This window comes from Candidatus Bipolaricaulota bacterium (assembly GCA_021159055.1).
In the GTDB taxonomy this organism is placed as follows: domain Bacteria; phylum Bipolaricaulota; class Bipolaricaulia; order UBA7950; family UBA9294; genus S016-54.
The window spans coordinates 1-16,256 of sequence record JAGGSO010000134.1 but is presented as its reverse complement, the minus strand read 5'-3'; the positions used below and the strand labels follow the sequence as shown (position 1 = coordinate 16,256).

Genomic DNA, 16,256 nt, shown 5'->3' with positions numbered 1-16,256 from the left:
CGGTGATGATGCTCCTTGATGTGTTGCTTGGCTGAGATGAGGAACCTCCCTACATAATCTGATATGACCCACGCGCTCGCGATGCCAGCGATCCCTCATGCTCATCTTGTATGAGACAACTCTTGCCCTTGAAAAAGCCACGCCCTGAGCTATACTTACGTGAAGATTTCAGCAGATGCTGTTTGCGCGAGATTGTTGTTCCGGATTTCCCCAGAAAGGGAGAAGGGGGTGGGTATGCCATTTTACCGTTACGAATGCGAAGATTGCGGATTTGAATTTAAGATTTTGCATGTTAATGGCAATAAAGAAGAACCGATCTGCCCGCAGTGCGGGAGCACCCGGGTGCGACGCCTCCTCCCTCGCATTGGGGTCGTATACAAAGGAAGCGGATACTACACCACCGATTACCGGAAGAAGAGCAAGGCCCCATCCGGTTCCGGGGCCGAATCCAAGAAGAAGGAACCGGCGAGCGATACCAAGGCAGACGCATAACAGCGGCGGAAAGACCTATTCGAGAGGTGAACATATTGATCTCTGGGGACGACATTAAGCGGATAAAACTTCAGTTTGCTTCCCCGTCGGTGATACTCAGCTGGTCACACGGAGAGGTGACCGAGTCGGAGACGATCAACTACCGAACCCATAAGCCGGAACGGGGCGGGCTGTACGCCGAGGAGATCTTCGGCCCGGAGAACGACTACGAGTGCGCCTGCGGGAAGTACAAGGGGAAGAAATATGAGGGGATCACATGCGAGAAGTGCCACGTACTCGTCACCGATTCCTCGGTACGGCGCGTGTTCATGGGGCACATCTCCCTAGCGAGCCCGGTCGTTCACTTCTGGTACCTGAAAGGGGTATCGAGCCTGCTGAGCCGGCTTCTGGGGATGAAGAAGAAGGAGTTACAACGGATCGCGTACTACGAGACCGAACCGCTCGAGCAGGCGCTGTACATCGTCACCTCGTCCGACTGCAAGGAGATCCGTCCCGGGGAGACGATGTACACCTCGGAGGTGGACATCCTATCGAGCGCGTTCCCGTTCACGGTGGAACAGGCCTATTACGTGGAGGACGCTCCGCGTGTGATCGCGGACGAGGCCGGAAAGGTGACGATTGAGGAGCGGAGGCTGAAGAACGGGGAGCACTTCAAGGCCGTGGTCGTCGGATCGCAGGAGTACCCGATCGTCGGAGATGTCCCGATATTGGTTGAGGATGGAGATGAAATCGAGGCGGAGACCGTAATCGCCGAGCGTCCGGTAGATGAGATCTGCTCCCATACCGCCTACCGGATGCTCGTCGAGCGTTACGGGCCGGCGGTGGAAGGGGAAGCGATCGATCAGGAGGTACTGGACAGCCTCGTGTTCCTCGTCACCAAGGTCAAGGACCCTGCGGTCCCGCTGAAGCCGGGGGACCGGCTGAACCGGCTGGAGAAACGAGCGTACGAGCGGATCTACCCGGATGGGTTTGTGGCGATGACCGGGGCGGCGGGGATCAAGGGGTTGCTCGCTTCCCTCGACCTCGAGGAGCTGCACCGCGAGCTGACCGAGCGGATCCGTCAGGAGACCTCGGCCGGAAACCGACGCCGCCTGATCAAGCAGCTCGAGGTGGTTGACCAGCTCCGCGCTTCCGGGAACGACCCTCAGGACATGGTCCTCGAGGTGATCCCGGTCCTCCCTCCCGCCCTCCGTCCGATGATCCAGCTCGAAGGGGGAAAGTTCGCCACCACCGACCTGAACGACCTGTACCGTCGGATCATCAACCGTAATAACCGCTTGAAGAAACTGATCGACATGGGAGCTCCTGAGGTGATCCTGCGGAACGAACGGCGGATGCTCCAAGAGGCAGTCGACGCCCTGATCCACAACGAGAAGAAGGAGACCCCGATCAAAGGGAGGGACAATCGTCCGCTCAAGTCCCTCTCCGAACGGATCCACGGGAAGCACGGACGCCTGCGGCGCAACCTGCTCGGCCGCCGCGTCGACTACTCGGGCCGGGCGGTGATCGTGGTCGACCCGAAGCTGAAGCTATCCCAGTGCGGGATTCCAAAGAAGATGGCACTTGAACTGTTCAAGCCGTTCATCCTCCACCACCTGGAGACGATCACCTTCTCCGACTTCGACGAGATCAAGAACAAGGCGCTACGGGGCGAGATGCCGGAGGTATGGGACATTCTGGATAAGTTGATCAAGGACCATCCTGTCCTGTTGAACCGCGCTCCCACCCTGCACCGGCTGTCGATCCAGGCGTTCGAGCCGGTCCTCGTCGATGGAGACGCGATTCACATCCATCCGTTCGTCTGCCCACCGTACAATGCCGACTTCGACGGTGACCAGATGGCGGTACACCTCCCCCTGTCCCCGGAGGCGATCCGAGAGGCGCGGGAGCTGATGGCCGCTCCACGCAACATCCTCTCCCCGGCGAACGGTGAGCCGCTCAGCGTCCCGACCCAGGACCCGATCTTCGCTTATTACTACCTTACCCTGCTCGACGAGGAAGGGAAGGGGGCAGGAAAGGCGTTCCGCGACCTGGACGAGGCGCGGCGCGCGTACGAGGAGGGGATCCTCGACCTGCACGCCCCGGTGAAGATCCGGATCGATGGAAAGATCATGGACACCACCCTCGGCCGTGCCGAGTTGAACCAGTTCCTCCCTCCTGAAATCCGCGATTACAACCGCGTATTCGACCGCCGGGTTGTAAAACGGATCCTTACTGAATGCTACGATCGGTTCGGCTGGGCCCGTACCGCTGAGCTCCTCGACAGTCTGAAGACGATCGGGTTCAAGTACGCCACCCAGGCCGGACTGACGATCTCGATCACCGATTGCCTCATCCCGCCGGAGAAGGAGGAGATCATCAAGGAGGCCTACGCCGTAGTGCAGCGGATCAACAAGATGTGGCGACTCGGTCTCGCGACCGAGGAGGAGCGCCGAGCTGCAGTGATCCGCGTCTGGCGGCGGACGGTCGATGAAGTCGAGAAAGCGACGATGGAGAACCTGCGTCGCCACAAGTTCAATCCGGTGTACGGGATGGTCACGTCCGGGGCGCGGGGAGGGCCGGACCAGGTCAAGCAGCTCTCCGGGATGCGCGGTCCGATGGCCGGTCCATCCGGAGAGATCATCGAGATGCCGGTCATTTCCAACTTCCGCGAGGGGTTGGACATGATGGAGTACTTCATCTCCACCCACGGGGGGCGGAAAGGGGCGGCCGACACCGCGCTCAAGACCGCAGACTCCGGTTATCTGACGCGCCGGCTCGTCGATGCCACTTCGGACACGATCGTCAAAGAGCACGATTGCGGCACCGCGCAGGGGATAGACATCGACCCTCTCCGGTTCAGTCAGTACGAGGTGATGGAGTCGATCGAGGAGCGGATCTACGGGAGGGTGACAAGCCAACCGATCATCGATCCGGAGACCGGGGAGGTCCTCGTCGCGGCGAACGAGTGGATCACCAAGGAGATGGCGCACCACATCGGCAACCTTCAGGTGACCATCCCGCTCAAGGACAAGTCCAGCGCTGAACGGGTGGTCGGGACGAAGAGCGTGGAGGAAGTGCACGACCCGAAGACCGGCCAGGTCTTGGTCAAGCAGGATGAGCTGATCACCTCTCACCTGCTCGAGCTCCTACGCGCAGCCAAGGTGGAGGCGATCACGGTCCGCCCACGGATCGTGATCCGCTCTCCGATGACCTGCGAGACCAAGGGCGGGGTCTGCCAGCTCTGCTACGGATACGACATGAGTAACCACAAGCCGGTCGCCCTCGGGACGGCGGTCGGGGTGATCGCCGCTCAGTCGGTCGGTGAACCCGGAACCCAGTTGACGATGCGGACGTTCCACACTGGTGGAGTCGCCGGTGAGGACATCACCCAAGGGCTCCCGCGCGCTGAGGAGCTGTTCGAGGCGCGCAAGACGCTGAAGAGCGGCCAGGCCGGGATCTCCCCCCTCGACGGGCACGTAACCGCGATCGTTCCTACCCATGCGGGCAAGGATCAGATCGAGATCACGAGTGAGGCACGTACCCTCGTCCTCCCGACCCTCCTGTGCAAGGCGGAGCCCGGTGACGAACTTGGAAGTGTGGACGAGCTCCTTGATGCGGGAAGCCCGTGTGCAGGCGAGGTCTACATCCTCTCCCGCTCCGATGGGGCACGAGAGATGTTCGTGATCGACACCGCCTCCGGCGATCGGGCTTATCCCCTCCCTCCGAACGCCACTCCGTGCGTCAAGGACGGAGACCGGGTCAAGGAGGGGGATCCCCTCACCGAGCGGTTCAACATCGAGCCGATCGTGGCGGAGAAGGACGGGACGATCAGGGGGCCGGAGGGGAAATCGCGCACCTTCGAGCTCGTAACCGATTCCGGAGAGGTGTTCTCTCATGAAATCCCATACGGGTCACGGATGCTCGTCGAGCCGGGAACGACCGTGAAGGAGGGCGACCCCCTCACCTCGCGCTCTAAGCCGATCTTCATCGCTGCCGAGGGAGAGGGAATCGTCCGCATTATCCCGGGGAGGATCATCGTCTATAACCCGGATGGGAGGGCCATCCGCTTCCCCATAACCCAGGATGTCTCCCCGACCAAAGGGAACGGGGAGAGGGTACGAGAAGGGGAACCGCTCGTCCGCCTCGAGGTCGACCATGCCGGGGAAGCGCTCGTCGATCGGGTGGAGCCGGAAGGCGAGGTAACCCGTGTCTACCTCCGCTACAAGAGCGTGGTCGAGACCGATCAGGCGGTCGTCGTCCACGTGGGGGACAAGGTGAAGAAGGGAGACCTCCTCACCAAGGGGGTGGTCGCTCCCCATACCCTCCTCGACTCGGCCGGGGTGAACAAGACGCGTGAGTACCTGATCACCGAGATCCACAAGGTGTACAAGGCGCAGGGAGTGGACATCAACGACAAGCACCTGGAAGTGATCATCCGTCAGATCCTGAACAACGTGCGGATCGTGGAGCGGGGGGATTCCCGCTTCCTCCTCGGGGACCTCGTCCCGCTCGAGGAATTCCAGGAGGAAGTAAGCCGCCTCTCGGAGTGGAACGCTCGCGCACGTCAGCTGCAGAAGGAGCTGATCGGGGCGGAAATCGCGGAAGACGTCGTTGCCAAGGGACACCTGATCGCCCAGGCCGGGACGGAATTGACCCCAGAGATCCTTCACGCCGCTGCCCGGGCGGCGATCGAGACGATCCGCGTGCGGCAGGGAGACGAAACGATCGAGGTCCCGGTGTTGGAGAAACAGCTCCCGCTCGGGGAGAGGGAACTCCTGCGCATCTCCAAGGCCGCCCTGCAGACGAAGGGATGGCTGTCAGCCGCCTCGTTCCAACGGACGACCAAGGTCCTCGCGGAGGCAGCCCTGCGCGGGGAGGCGGACGAGCTCGAAGGGCTCAAGCCGAGCATCATCGTGGGGAAGAGGATCCCGGCTGGGACCGGGTTCCCTGGGGCACAGACCGCTGAGCAGGCAGTGCAGACGGTCGAAGCGGCTCCGGATGATCCCTTGACAGACTCCGAGGACTGACCTAAAATTCACGCCACATTGGAGAGTGATTATGCCGACGATTAATCAACTAATTAGATTGGGACGTAAGCCGAAGGGGAAGAAGAGCAAGGCTCCGGCCCTTTCCTCGTGTCCGCAGCGGCGTGGGGTATGCACCCGCGTGTACACTCGCACGCCGAAGAAGCCGAATTCCGCGTTGCGGAAGGTAGCGCGTGTCCGATTGAGCAACGGAAAGGAAGTCACGGCTTACATCGGAGGAGAAGGGCACAACCTGCAGGAGCACTCGATGGTGCTGGTGCGCGGCGGTCGTGTCAAGGACCTCCCTGGGGTTCGCTACCACATCATCCGCGGCACGATGGACGCCGAGGGAGTGGAGGGGCGCCGCCAGGGGCGGTCCAAGTACGGGACGAAGAGGAGCTGAGGGCATGCAGATCCCAGGTCGTGACGTCAAACCGGACATCAAATACAACAGCAAGCTCCTCTCCAAGTTGATCAACTACGTGATGCTCGACGGGAAGAAATCCGTCGCCGAGCGGATCGTGTACGAAGCCTTGGAACGGATCGAGAAGCGGAGCGAAGTTCCCCCCCTTGAAGTGGTGAACACCGCGGTCGCCAATTGTTCCCCCCGCCTCGAGGTGCGCACCCGCCGCGTCGGGGGGGCCAACTACCAGGTGCCATACGAGGTTCCGCCCGACCGTCAGACCGCACTCGCCCTGCGTTGGATCGTGAAAGCAGCGCGCGAGCGTGGCGAACGAACGATGGCCGAGCGCCTCGCCGCTGAGATCCTGAACGCAGCGAACAAAGAGGGCAAAGCGTACGGTAAGCGTCTCGAAGCCCATCGGATGGCCGAGGCGAACCGCGCCTTCGCCCACTACCGCTGGTAATCCCTCATCCCGTCCATGTCCAGCGCCGATAATGTGGGCTTGGAGAAGGTCCGCAACATCGGGATCATTGCCCACATCGACGCCGGAAAGACGACCACTACCGAGCGGATCCTCTATTACACCGGTCGCACCCACAAGATGGGTGAGGTGCATGAAGGGGATACCGAGATGGACTGGATGCAGCAGGAACGGGAGCGAGGGATCACCATCACCTCCGCCGCGACCACCTGCCCGTGGAAGGGACATCGGATAAACATCATCGACACCCCGGGGCACGTTGACTTCACCGCCGAGGTGGAGCGGTCTCTGCGCGTCCTCGATGGCGGAGTGGTCATCTTCTCCGGGGTGGAGATGGTCGAATCCCAATCCGAGGCGGTCTGGCATCAGGCCGACCGCTACGGGATCCCGCGTATCGCGTTCGTCAACAAGCTCGATCGCGCCGAGGCGGACTACTACGGGACCCTGCGCATGATCGAGGAACGGCTCGGGGGGAGGACCGTCCCGCTGCAGATTCCGTACCAGGACGAGGACCGCCGCCTGCTGGGGATGATCGACCTGATCGAGCAGCGGCTGATCGTCTGGGACCAGGAATCGAAGGGGAAGAAGTTCGAACTCCTCCCGGTCCCGGAGTCTCTTGCTGAAGAGGTCGCCCGTTACCGGGAACAGGCGCTCGAGCGGGTAGCCGAGCATGACGACCGAGTGATGGAGCAGTACCTGGAGAGGGGAGATGTCGATCCGGAGCTGTTCCACGCCGGACTGCGGCGAGGATGCATCGAGAAGCGGTTGATCCCGGTCCTCGGCGGGGCGGCGTTTCAGAACCAGGGAGTGCAACCCCTCCTCGATGCGATCGTCCGCTACCTTCCCTCTCCGGTCGATATCCCCCCAATTGCCGGGGTGAACGGGGAGGGAATTCGCCGTGCTGATCCCAGCGAGCCGTTTGCCGCGCTCGCGTTCAAGGTAGTGACGGACCGCTATGCCGGGAGGCTCGTGTTCGTCCGGGTCTATTCCGGAACGGTCAAGGTAGGGGAGACGATCCTCAACTCCTCCACCGGCAAGAAGATCCGCCTCACCAAGATCTTCCGCATGCACGCCGACAAGCGGACCCCGCTCGACGCGACCGCGGCCGGGGACATCGTCGCTGTGGTCAGTTCAAGCCCGATCAATACCGGCGATACCCTCTGCGATCCCAAAGCTCCGATCCTGCTCGAGAAGATCCAGTTTCCCGAACCGGTCGTGTTCGTAGCGGTGGAACCGCGCACCGAGGCCGAACAGGACGCCCTCGAGGATGGGCTGCGCAAGCTCGCCGCCGAGGACCCCACGTTCCGGGTATCGGTCGACGAGACCACGAACCAGACGATCATCGCCGGGATGGGGGAACTCCACCTTGAGGTCCTGATCCGCCGCCTGCGCGAGGAGCTCGGGGTGCAGGCCCTGGTCGGCCCGCCCCAGGTCGCCTACCGCGAGACACTCCGGGAGGCGGTCGAGGTGGAAGAGAGGTTCGAGCGCCAGACGGCAGGGCGGGGACAGTATGCACACGTCATCATCCGGTTCGAGCCGCTTCCGCGCGGGAGCGGGTTTCGGTTTACCGACGCGATAAAAGAGGATGAAATCCCTCGTGAGTACCGCGCGGTCGTGGAGACAACCCTACGGGAGACGTTGACAAATGGCCCCCTCGCCGGTTATCCTTTAGTGGACATCGGGGCCACCCTGGTTGGTGGGTCTTTTCACCCGGTCGATTCCTCGGAGATTGCCTTCCGCGCGGCTGCTGCCGGTGCACTCCATAAGGCGTATGAGGAGGGGACTTTTGACCTTCTCGAGCCGATCATGGAGGGAGAGGTGATCACCCCCGGGGAATATTTGGGTGAGGTACTGGAGGATCTTTCGCGTCGCCGCGGGGAGATCCGTGAGTTGAAATCGCGGGGGACGGTTCAGATCATATCGGTCGCCGTCCCGCTGGCGGAGACCTTCGGGTACGCAACGCAGTTGCGTTCGCTCACCCAAGGTAGGGCGAGTTATACCCTGCGGGTGACGCGGTACGAGGTCGTGCCGGAGAGGTTGAAGGAAGAAATAATAAGACGTAGAGGTTACTAGCCATGGCGAGAGAGAAGATAAGAATTAAACTGCGGGGCTATGACCACGAGCTGGTGGACAGTTCTGTTCGCAAGATCGTGGAGGCGGCGAAGGAGACGCGGGCCAAGATATCCGGACCGATACCGCTCCCCACGAGAAGGCGGATTTACACGGTCCTCCGTTCCCCGCACATCGACAAGCGGTCGATGGAGCACTTTGAACGGAAGATTCACACCCGTTTGCTCGACATCAAGGAGCCGACCTCGGAGACGATCAACGCCCTGATGGATATCGAACTCCCTACGGGGATCGATATCGAGATCAAGCTATAAGACGGAGGTTCACGAGGATGGCTCTAGGAATAATGGCGCGAAAGATTGGGATGACGCAGGTCTTCGTCGAGGACCGCGCCGTCGGGGCGACGGTGATCGTCGCTCCGCCGTGCACGGTGGTGAGGGTGAAGACTGAGGAGACGGACGGCTACAACGCCCTTCAACTCGGTTATGAGGAGATCCCAGCCCGGAAGGTGAAGAAGCCGATCCTCGGGCAGTTCGAGAAGGCCGGGGTCCCGCCGCATCGTTACCTGTTCGAGGTCAGAGTCGATGACCCCTCTTCCTACAACGTGGGAGATAAGGTGGGGGTCGACATCTTCTCCGCGGGGGAGAAGGTGGATGTAACCGGGATCTCACGCGGACTCGGGTTCCAGGGGGTTATGAAGCGGTGGAACTTCGCCGGCGGACCGAAGACACACGGTTCCAACTTCCACCGCCGTCCCGGTTCGGTCGGGCAGTGCGTGGAACCGGGACGCGTCGTCAAGGGGCGCAAGCTCCCCGGACATGCAGGGGCGCGGCAGGTGACAGTTAAGGGGTTGCGCGTCATCAAGGTCGATCCGGAGAGGAACCTGATCGTGCTCCTCGGTTCCACCCCGGGGGCGCGTGGGACGTTGCTCAAGCTGAGGAAGAGCCATGGTTGAAGCGAAACTTTATTCATTCGATGATTTAACCGCCGAACCGCAGACTGTGGAGCTCGACGAGAACATATTCGCCGCTCCGGTGAACGTCGATCTCCTCTATCGCACGGTGCGGATGCAGCTTATGAACCGACGGCAGGGGACGCACTCCACCAAGACCCGGGGCGAGGCCCGCGGAGGAGGGCGTAAGCCGTGGCGCCAGAAGGGTACAGGGCGGGCCCGTGCCGGCTCCCGTCGCTCTCCGCTGTGGGTCGGCGGTGGCACGGTCTTCGGGCCGAAGCCGCGTTCCTATGAAATCAAGCTCCCAAAGAAGATGAAGCGGGCGGCCCTGGCGGCCGCCTTGTCCGACCGCGCTGGGAACGGGAAGGTCGTCCTCGTCGATAAAGCCGGGTTCACCGCCCCAAAGACGAAACAGGCGATCGAGCTTCTCGCCAAGCTCGGGATTGAGGGATCGGCCCTGGTGGTCGTCTCTCGGGACGAGTATAATATTCCGGTCAAGAAATCCTTCACCAATATCCCCCAGGTCAAGTGCCTGGCGTGTCCGGGACTGAACGTGTACGACATCCTGCGCCATGAGGGGCTCGTTTTGACGTTGGGGGCGTTGGAAGAGCTGAAGGCGAGGTTCTGAGATGGCAAAGTTGAGACATGCTGAAGACGTCATCATCGCACCGCTCCTCACCGAGGAGACCTGGTCCAAGATGGCAGAGAACAAGTATGCGTTTCGGGTCGCCCTGGGAGCGAATAAGGTCCAGATCAGAAAGGCGGTCGAGGAGCTGTTCAAGGTGCGGGTGGAGAAGGTATGGACGGCGAATATGCCGGGAAAACCGCGTCGGGAGAGGATGAACCAACTGCACGGCCGGACGCGACGGTGGCGCAAGGCGATCGTCCGGCTCGCCCCCGGCGATCGGATCGACGTGATGGGAGGATAACAGGATGGCGCTAAAGAGATTCAAGCCGACTTCGCCCGGGCTCCGTCATGCCGAGTGGCCCGATTACTCCGACCTGACCAAGGTCGCGCCGGAGAAGTCCCTGCTGCGTCCGCTTCCGAAGAAGGGAGGGCGGAATCACCAAGGGAGGATTACGTCCCGGTTCCGCGGTGGCGGACACAAGCGGATGTACCGGGTGATCGACTTCACCCGCGACAAGGAGGGGATTCCGGCGCGGGTCGTCACGCGCGAGTACGACCCGAACCGGTCGGCGTGGATCACCCTCCTTCATTACGCCGACGGAGAGAAGCGCTACATCATCGCTCCGATGGCACTTGAGATCGGATCGACCGTGGAAGCGGGAGAGAACGCAGAGGTGCGCGTTGGCAATGCGATGCCTCTACGGCGGATCCCGCTCGGGGCGACGATCCACAACCTGGAGCTCACGCCAGGGAGCGGGGGGAAGGTCGCCCGTGCGGCCGGAACCTCGGCCAAGCTGATCGGCAAGGAGGGCGGTCGGGCACACATCCGCATGCCGTCGGGCGAGGTGCGGATATTCAATATCGAGTGTCGCGCCACGATCGGTGCGGTGAGCAACCCTGACCACAAGAACGTGAAACATGGAAAGGCCGGGCGTGTGCGCCATCTCGGCCGCAAGCCGCACGTGCGCGGAGTGGCGATGAACCCGGTCGATCACCCGCACGGCGGTGGAGAAGGACGGGCACGGGTCGGACGGCCCCAGGTCTCTCCGACCGGGAAGCTGGCCAAGGGCGGCCGAACGCGCAAGAAGCGCAAGGCGTCGAGCGCCCTGATCGTGCGGCGCGCGGGCAAGGGGAGGAGATAGAAGATGCCGAGATCGACGAAAAAGGGTCCTTACGTGAAGGAGAGCCTGCTCAAGAAGGTACAGCGGGCCAAGCGTGGGGAACTAAAGGAGATCAAGACGTGGTCGCGGGCCTCGATGATCACCCCGGAGATGGTCGGGTTGACGATCAAGGTCCACAACGGCAAGGTGCACGTGCCCGTGTACATCGTGGAGAACATGGTCGGACACAAGCTGGGGGAGTTCGCTCCCACCCGCACCTTCCGCGGCCACGGTGGTATGAAGAAGAAGCGGGCTCCGAGCCTGACTTAGGGAAGAGGACATGGAAGCAAGAGCGGTAACGAAATACGTACGGATATCTCCGCGCAAGGCGCGCCTGGTGATCGATGAGATCCGCGGCAAGAACGTGAACGAGGCGCTCAAGATCGTGTCGCTCTCCAACAAGAAGGCGGCGCGGCCGATCCGAAAGACGTTGGAGTCGGCGATCGCCAACGCGGAGAACAACTACAACGTCGACGTGGATCAATTGGTCGTGGTCAAGGCGACCGTGGACATGGGACGGGCATTGCGCCGGCTGCGTCCGCGCGCGATGGGACGGGCGGATGTCATCCGCCACCGGCTGAGCCACATTACGATCGTGGTCGGCGATAAGAAGGAGGAATAATGGGGCAGAAGGTACATCCGATCGGCTTTCGGGTCGGGATCACCAGAAAATGGGTATCCAACTGGTATAATCCCAAGCTCGCCCCGCTCTACATCGCCGAGGACAAGAAGATCCGCGATCTGATCTTCTCCCGCTATCGCCGCGCCGCGGTCGCCGAAGTGAACATCGAGCGGCCGAAGGAGGATCGCGTATCGATCGTCATCCGCTCGGCGCGGCCGGGAATTCTGATCGGCCGAGGTGGAAGCGAGATACAGGAACTGCAGACGGTTCTGGAGCAGCTCACCCGGAAGAAGGTGAAGATCTCGATCCAGGAGATCGATCGGCCCGACCTGGAGGCGACCCTGGTCGCCCAGGACGTGGCGATGCAGATCGAGGCCCGGATCGCCCCGGCGCGGGCGATGAAGGAAGTGATCCGCCGGGTGATGGGGGCCGGGGCCGAGGGCGTGAAGATCAAGGTGAGCGGTAGGCTCGGCGGTGCGGAGATCGCCCGTTCGATCACGATGATGGAGGGACGGGTCCCGCTCCAGACGATCCGCGCCGACATCGATTACGGGTTCACCGAGGCCCATACCAAGTACGGAAACATCGGGGTTAAGGCCTGGGTCTTCCGGGGGGAGCACGCGCCCAAGGGACAGCGCGGAGAGGACGAGGTGAGATAGGATGCCACTTCTTTTCCCGAAGAGGACCAAGTACAGGAAGATGCACCGCGGCCGGATGAAAGGGAAGGCAACGCGGGGGAATGAGGTAGTCTTCGGCGAGTACGGGATTCAGGCGCTCGCTCCGGCGTGGATCACCGGTCAGCAGATCGAAGCGTGCCGGACCACGATCGCCCGCAAGACCCACCGTGACGCCAAGATCTGGATCCGGATCTTCCCGGACAAGTCGATCACCAAGCACCCGGCTGAAGCCCGTATGGGAAAAGGGAAGGGTGCCGTCGATCATTGGGTTGCGGTGGTGAAGCCGGGAACCGTCATGTTCGAGATTGCCGGGGTGGACGAGCCGCAGGCCAAGCGCCTCCACGAGCTCGTCAGCCATAAGCTTCCCATCCCTACCCGCCTGAAGCGGAAGACGATCCTGGGAGGAGAGGCATGAAGGCGGAAGAGTTGCGCGAGATGACGTTGGAAGAGCTGGAACAGAAGGAGCGGGAGTTCAAGCGGAAGCTGTTCAACCTGCGCTTTCAGAAGGCGACCGGCGAGTTGGACAACTCAGCCGAGATCGGGAAGACCCGCCGGGACATCGCCCGCGTGCTCACCATCGCGCGCGAGAAGCGGGGTGAGAGAAGATGAAGAAGGTAAAGATCGGACGGGTAGTGAGCGACAAGATGGACAAGACGATCGTGGTGCGGGTGGAGGAGCTGCGGCTGCATCCGCGGTACCGCAAGCACATCCGCCGCCACTTCAAGTTCTATGCTCACGACCCGAGCGGAAAGGCCGGAATCGGGGACTTGGTGAAGATCGAGGAGTCACGTCCCTTGAGCCGGCTGAAGCGTTGGCGATTAGTGGAAATCATCGAGAAAGCGGAGGCGTAACCGTGATTCAGATGCAGACAATGCTCAAGGTGGCGGACAACTCCGGGGCGAAGCAGGTCCGCTGCATCAACATCCTCGGGCCGTCGAACCGCCGCCGCGGCGAGATCGGAGACATCGTGGTGGGCTCCGTGCGCAAGCGCCTCCCCACGAGCGACATCGAAAAGGGGCAGATCGTGCGCGGGGTGATCGTGCGCACCCGGAGCGCCTACCGCCGCAAGGACGGGACTTATATCCGGTTCGATGACAACGCGATCGTGCTCATCAACAACCAGGGTGAGCCGATCGGAACGCGCGTGTTCGGACCGGTGGCGCGTGAGCTGAGGGATAAGAAGATGATGCGGATCATCTCCCTCGCCCCTGAGGTCCTGTAGGAGGCTGCGATGCAGAAGGTGCGCAAGGGAGACAGGGTGAAGGTGATCGCGGGCAACGACCGGGGAAAGGTCGGGAAGGTGCTCGTCGTCTATCCGGACAAGCAGAGGATCATCGTGGAGAACGTTCACATGATCACCAAGCACCAGCGCGCGACGGAGAAGCTGCGTGAGCCCGGGATCATTCAGCGGGAGGGGCCGATTCATATATCAAACGTCCTTCCCCTCTGCCCGGGATGCGGGCTTCCCACCCGGGTCGGGTTCACCATCGTGGAAGGGGAGAAGATGCGGCAGTGCAAGCACTGCGGGGAGATATTCAGGTAAGATGCTGCTCAAAGAGAGATTTGAACAAGAGATCATACCGCAACTGATGAAGGAGCTCCATCTGAAGAACGTGATGGAGGTCCCGCGAGTGGAGAAGGTCGTCGTCAACATGGGGATCAAGGAGAAGGACAATCCCAAGGTCCTCGAGGGGGCGGTGAAGAACCTGACCAAGCTTGCCGGGCAGCGCCCGATCGTGACCAAGGCGAAGAAATCGATCTCCGACTTCCGCCTCACCGCCGGCGAGCCGATCGGGTGCAAGGTCACCCTGCGGCGGGACCGGGCGTACGAGTTCTTGAACAAGCTGTTCAACGTCGTCCTCCCCGGGATCAGGGATTTCCGCGGGCTGTCCAGTTCATCGTTCGATGGACGGGGGAACTACACTCTCGGGGTCTCCGAGCAGCTGATATTCCCCGAGATCTCCTACAGCGAGATCACCACGGTGCAGGGGATGGACATCACGATCGTGACCACGGCGCGGAACGATCAAGAAGGGTATGCCCTGTTGAAGGCCCTCGGCCTTCCATTCAAGGACTAGGAGAAGAGGAGATTATGGCGAAGAAGGCGTTGATCGTAAAAAGCAAGCGGGAACCGAAGTACAAGGTGCGGGCCTACAATCGCTGCAGCATCTGCGGCCGGCCGCACGGGTACATCAGGGACTACGGGATCTGTCGGATCTGCTTCCGCAAGCTGGCGCACAAGGGAGAGATCCCGGGTGTGAAAAAGGCGAGTTGGTAGGAGGAGCGATGACAATCCCGTATCCGATTGCCGACATGTTGACCCGAATCCGCAACGCGAGCGAGAAGCTCCACCCCGACGTTACGATGCCTCACTCGAAGATGAAGGAAGCGATCGCGCGCATACTCGCGGCGGAGGGGTACATCGAGGGCTACGAAGTGATCGAAAAGGATCCCCAGCCCGAGCTCCGTATCCGCCTGAAGTACAAGGGGGAGCGGAAGAACGTAAAACGGGCACTCACCGGGGTGCGGCTCGTGAGCAAGCCATCGCGGCGGGTGTACGCGAGCAAGGACGAAATTCCACAGCCGCTCGGTGGGTTAGGGACGTGCATCGTTTCCACCTCGCAAGGGATCCTCTCGGGGCGTGAGGCACGGGAACGCGGGATCGGCGGAGAGATCCTGTGCGAGGTGTGGTAGGTGGTATGCCATGTCTAAGGTAGGAAAGGTTCCAGTTAAGATTCCGGAAGGGGTCAAGGTTACGGTCAAGGACGCGACGATCGTGGTCGAGGGTCCGCACGGCCGCCTGGTGCAGGATTACCGGCCCGACCGGGTGGAGATCAAGGTCGCCGACGGGGTGGCCACTGTGACCCGCCGTCAGGAGGGGAAAGAATACCGTGCGTTTCACGGGCTGTACCGCAGCCTGCTCGCGAACATGGTGCACGGGGTATCCCAGAAATGGGAGAAGCACCTCCTGATCAAGGGACTCGGGTACAGGGCCCGGCTGCAGGGGCGCAAGTTAACCCTCGACCTCGGCTACTCGCAGCCGGTGGAGTACGAGCTCCCGGAGGGGATCGAGGCCGAGGTGCCGAACCCGAACGAGGTCATCATCCGCGGCGCGGACAAGCAGCAGGTGGGCCAGGTGGCGGCGAAGATTCGGGCGTTCCGCAAGCCGGAGCCGTACAAGGGCAAGGGGATCCGGTATAAGGACGAGATTGTCCTGCACAAGGCGGGCAAACTCGGTGGCCAGGGTGCCGGCTAGGGGCGTGAAGATTATGGCAAGAGTTGATAGAAAAGCGGAGAGGATCAAGCGCCACCGGCGGATCCGCAAGCGAATCTCAGGGACGGCTGACCGTCCCCGTCTGTGCGTCACCAAGAGCCTGCGCCACGTGTACGCTCAACTGATCGACGACACAGCCGGAAGGACGCTGGCGGCCGCTTCAACCCTGGATCCTGAGCTGCGCGATCAGGTGAAGGGGTGCAACATTCCCGCTGCCACCAAGGTCGGGGAGCTGTTGGCCAAGCGCGCGAAGGACCTGGGGATCGAGCGGGTCGTGTTCGACCGCGGCGGCTATCCCTACCACGGAGTGGTGGCCGCCCTGGCCGATGCCGCACGCAAGGGAGGGTTGGAGTTTTGATCACAAACGACGAATTTGAGAACGAAATAATCGACATCAGGCGGGTGAGCAAGGTCACCAAGGGTGGTCGCAACCTGAAGTTCCGGGTGACGATCGTCATCGGCGACCGGAAGGGGCACGTCGGGGTCGGGGT

The 16,256-nt window shown here is 61.9% G+C and carries 24 protein-coding genes; all 24 read left to right on the top strand.

What is annotated here, in order from left to right; translation table 11 throughout:
• Window positions 1-234: 234 nt before the first annotated feature.
• Window positions 235-492: an FmdB family transcriptional regulator gene (locus J7J55_07010; GenBank protein ID MCD6142449.1), complete on the top strand. Its 258-nt coding sequence runs from the start codon at window positions 235-237 to the stop codon at window positions 490-492.
• A 26-nt stretch (window positions 493-518) separates the two neighbouring features.
• Entirely contained in the window at window positions 519-5,501 is a 4,983-nt protein-coding gene (gene rpoC / locus J7J55_07005; protein MCD6142448.1) for a DNA-directed RNA polymerase subunit beta', read from the top strand.
• A 31-nt stretch (window positions 5,502-5,532) separates the two neighbouring features.
• Window positions 5,533-5,901: a 30S ribosomal protein S12 gene (locus J7J55_07000; protein ID MCD6142447.1), complete on the top strand. Its 369-nt coding sequence runs from the start codon at window positions 5,533-5,535 to the stop codon at window positions 5,899-5,901.
• A 4-nt stretch (window positions 5,902-5,905) separates the two neighbouring features.
• The gene (rpsG, locus tag J7J55_06995) at window positions 5,906-6,364 is read left to right on the top strand and encodes a 30S ribosomal protein S7 (protein MCD6142446.1); all 459 of its coding nucleotides are present in this window, start codon (window positions 5,906-5,908) and stop codon (window positions 6,362-6,364) included.
• A gap of 15 nt (window positions 6,365-6,379) precedes the next feature.
• Window positions 6,380-8,455: an elongation factor G gene (gene fusA, locus J7J55_06990; protein MCD6142445.1), complete on the top strand. Its 2,076-nt coding sequence runs from the start codon at window positions 6,380-6,382 to the stop codon at window positions 8,453-8,455.
• Between the two features lie 2 nt (window positions 8,456-8,457).
• Complete coding sequence (gene rpsJ, locus J7J55_06985) at window positions 8,458-8,766, top strand: 30S ribosomal protein S10 (protein MCD6142444.1); 309 nt, start codon at window positions 8,458-8,460, stop codon at window positions 8,764-8,766.
• Between the two features lie 17 nt (window positions 8,767-8,783).
• The gene (rplC, locus tag J7J55_06980; protein MCD6142443.1) at window positions 8,784-9,407 is read left to right on the top strand and encodes a 50S ribosomal protein L3; all 624 of its coding nucleotides are present in this window, start codon (window positions 8,784-8,786) and stop codon (window positions 9,405-9,407) included.
• Window positions 9,400-10,032 (top strand): 50S ribosomal protein L4, encoded by a 633-nt coding sequence (rplD, locus tag J7J55_06975; protein MCD6142442.1) that lies wholly within the window; start codon window positions 9,400-9,402, stop codon window positions 10,030-10,032. Before rplC ends, rplD begins: the two co-directional genes overlap by 8 nt.
• Window position 10,033: 1 nt before the next feature.
• Window positions 10,034-10,333, top strand: a complete 300-nt coding sequence (gene rplW, locus J7J55_06970) for a 50S ribosomal protein L23 (protein MCD6142441.1) — start codon at window positions 10,034-10,036, stop codon at window positions 10,331-10,333.
• A gap of 4 nt (window positions 10,334-10,337) precedes the next feature.
• Window positions 10,338-11,174, top strand: coding sequence for a 50S ribosomal protein L2 (gene rplB / locus J7J55_06965; GenBank protein ID MCD6142440.1), 837 nt, complete (start codon window positions 10,338-10,340; stop codon window positions 11,172-11,174).
• Window positions 11,175-11,177: 3 nt separating this feature from the next.
• A complete protein-coding gene (gene rpsS / locus J7J55_06960) occupies window positions 11,178-11,462 on the top strand; it encodes a 30S ribosomal protein S19 (GenBank protein ID MCD6142439.1) in 285 nt (94 codons plus the stop codon).
• Window positions 11,463-11,472: 10 nt separating this feature from the next.
• Window positions 11,473-11,814 (top strand): 50S ribosomal protein L22, encoded by a 342-nt coding sequence (rplV, locus tag J7J55_06955; protein MCD6142438.1) that lies wholly within the window; start codon window positions 11,473-11,475, stop codon window positions 11,812-11,814.
• A complete protein-coding gene (gene rpsC, locus J7J55_06950) occupies window positions 11,814-12,473 on the top strand; it encodes a 30S ribosomal protein S3 (protein ID MCD6142437.1) in 660 nt (219 codons plus the stop codon). Before rplV ends, rpsC begins: the two co-directional genes overlap by 1 nt.
• A 1-nt stretch (window position 12,474) precedes the next feature.
• Window positions 12,475-12,906 (top strand): 50S ribosomal protein L16, encoded by a 432-nt coding sequence (rplP, locus tag J7J55_06945; GenBank protein ID MCD6142436.1) that lies wholly within the window; start codon window positions 12,475-12,477, stop codon window positions 12,904-12,906.
• On the top strand, window positions 12,903-13,100 hold the full coding sequence (gene rpmC / locus J7J55_06940; GenBank protein ID MCD6142435.1) for a 50S ribosomal protein L29: 198 nt from the start codon (window positions 12,903-12,905) through the stop codon (window positions 13,098-13,100). Before rplP ends, rpmC begins: the two co-directional genes overlap by 4 nt.
• Window positions 13,097-13,342, top strand: a complete 246-nt coding sequence (gene rpsQ, locus J7J55_06935) for a 30S ribosomal protein S17 (GenBank protein MCD6142434.1) — start codon at window positions 13,097-13,099, stop codon at window positions 13,340-13,342. The genes rpmC and rpsQ overlap by 4 nt, the downstream gene beginning before the upstream one ends.
• A 2-nt stretch (window positions 13,343-13,344) precedes the next feature.
• Window positions 13,345-13,713: a 50S ribosomal protein L14 gene (rplN, locus tag J7J55_06930; protein MCD6142433.1), complete on the top strand. Its 369-nt coding sequence runs from the start codon at window positions 13,345-13,347 to the stop codon at window positions 13,711-13,713.
• 9 nt (window positions 13,714-13,722) lie between these two features.
• Window positions 13,723-14,034, top strand: coding sequence for a 50S ribosomal protein L24 (rplX, locus tag J7J55_06925; GenBank protein ID MCD6142432.1), 312 nt, complete (start codon window positions 13,723-13,725; stop codon window positions 14,032-14,034).
• A 1-nt stretch (window position 14,035) separates the two neighbouring features.
• On the top strand, window positions 14,036-14,569 hold the full coding sequence (gene rplE / locus J7J55_06920; GenBank protein ID MCD6142431.1) for a 50S ribosomal protein L5: 534 nt from the start codon (window positions 14,036-14,038) through the stop codon (window positions 14,567-14,569).
• A gap of 14 nt (window positions 14,570-14,583) precedes the next feature.
• Window positions 14,584-14,769: a type Z 30S ribosomal protein S14 gene (locus J7J55_06915; protein MCD6142430.1), complete on the top strand. Its 186-nt coding sequence runs from the start codon at window positions 14,584-14,586 to the stop codon at window positions 14,767-14,769.
• Window positions 14,770-14,777: 8 nt separating this feature from the next.
• Window positions 14,778-15,185, top strand: coding sequence for a 30S ribosomal protein S8 (gene rpsH / locus J7J55_06910; GenBank protein MCD6142429.1), 408 nt, complete (start codon window positions 14,778-14,780; stop codon window positions 15,183-15,185).
• Between the two features lie 10 nt (window positions 15,186-15,195).
• Window positions 15,196-15,747, top strand: a complete 552-nt coding sequence (rplF, locus tag J7J55_06905) for a 50S ribosomal protein L6 (protein MCD6142428.1) — start codon at window positions 15,196-15,198, stop codon at window positions 15,745-15,747.
• A 10-nt stretch (window positions 15,748-15,757) separates the two neighbouring features.
• Complete coding sequence (locus J7J55_06900; GenBank protein ID MCD6142427.1) at window positions 15,758-16,123, top strand: 50S ribosomal protein L18; 366 nt, start codon at window positions 15,758-15,760, stop codon at window positions 16,121-16,123.
• Window positions 16,120-16,256: 30S ribosomal protein S5 (locus J7J55_06895; protein MCD6142426.1), on the top strand; the 137-nt coding region annotated here is incomplete at its 3' end. The genes J7J55_06900 and J7J55_06895, both read left to right, overlap by 4 nt.

Excerpts from the sequence above, each read along its gene's own strand:
- J7J55_07010 (MCD6142449.1), top strand. The coding sequence starts at position 235 with ATGCCATTTTACCGTTACGAATGCGAAGATTGCGGATTTGAATTTAAG.
- J7J55_07000 (MCD6142447.1), top strand. The coding sequence starts at position 5,533 with ATGCCGACGATTAATCAACTAATTAGATTGGGACGTAAGCCGAAGGGG.
- rpsG (MCD6142446.1), top strand. The coding sequence starts at position 5,906 with ATGCAGATCCCAGGTCGTGACGTCAAACCGGACATCAAATACAACAGC.
- fusA (MCD6142445.1), top strand. The coding sequence starts at position 6,380 with ATGTCCAGCGCCGATAATGTGGGCTTGGAGAAGGTCCGCAACATCGGG.
- rpsJ (MCD6142444.1), top strand. The coding sequence starts at position 8,458 with ATGGCGAGAGAGAAGATAAGAATTAAACTGCGGGGCTATGACCACGAG.
- rplC (MCD6142443.1), top strand. The coding sequence starts at position 8,784 with ATGGCTCTAGGAATAATGGCGCGAAAGATTGGGATGACGCAGGTCTTC.
- rplD (MCD6142442.1), top strand. The coding sequence starts at position 9,400 with ATGGTTGAAGCGAAACTTTATTCATTCGATGATTTAACCGCCGAACCG.
- rplW (MCD6142441.1), top strand. The coding sequence starts at position 10,034 with ATGGCAAAGTTGAGACATGCTGAAGACGTCATCATCGCACCGCTCCTC.
- rplB (MCD6142440.1), top strand. The coding sequence starts at position 10,338 with ATGGCGCTAAAGAGATTCAAGCCGACTTCGCCCGGGCTCCGTCATGCC.
- rpsS (MCD6142439.1), top strand. The coding sequence starts at position 11,178 with ATGCCGAGATCGACGAAAAAGGGTCCTTACGTGAAGGAGAGCCTGCTC.
- rplV (MCD6142438.1), top strand. The coding sequence starts at position 11,473 with ATGGAAGCAAGAGCGGTAACGAAATACGTACGGATATCTCCGCGCAAG.
- rpsC (MCD6142437.1), top strand. The coding sequence starts at position 11,814 with ATGGGGCAGAAGGTACATCCGATCGGCTTTCGGGTCGGGATCACCAGA.
- rplP (MCD6142436.1), top strand. The coding sequence starts at position 12,475 with ATGCCACTTCTTTTCCCGAAGAGGACCAAGTACAGGAAGATGCACCGC.
- rpmC (MCD6142435.1), top strand. The coding sequence starts at position 12,903 with ATGAAGGCGGAAGAGTTGCGCGAGATGACGTTGGAAGAGCTGGAACAG.
- rpsQ (MCD6142434.1), top strand. The coding sequence starts at position 13,097 with ATGAAGAAGGTAAAGATCGGACGGGTAGTGAGCGACAAGATGGACAAG.
- rplX (MCD6142432.1), top strand. The coding sequence starts at position 13,723 with ATGCAGAAGGTGCGCAAGGGAGACAGGGTGAAGGTGATCGCGGGCAAC.
- rplE (MCD6142431.1), top strand. The coding sequence starts at position 14,036 with ATGCTGCTCAAAGAGAGATTTGAACAAGAGATCATACCGCAACTGATG.
- J7J55_06915 (MCD6142430.1), top strand. The coding sequence starts at position 14,584 with ATGGCGAAGAAGGCGTTGATCGTAAAAAGCAAGCGGGAACCGAAGTAC.
- rpsH (MCD6142429.1), top strand. The coding sequence starts at position 14,778 with ATGACAATCCCGTATCCGATTGCCGACATGTTGACCCGAATCCGCAAC.
- rplF (MCD6142428.1), top strand. The coding sequence starts at position 15,196 with ATGTCTAAGGTAGGAAAGGTTCCAGTTAAGATTCCGGAAGGGGTCAAG.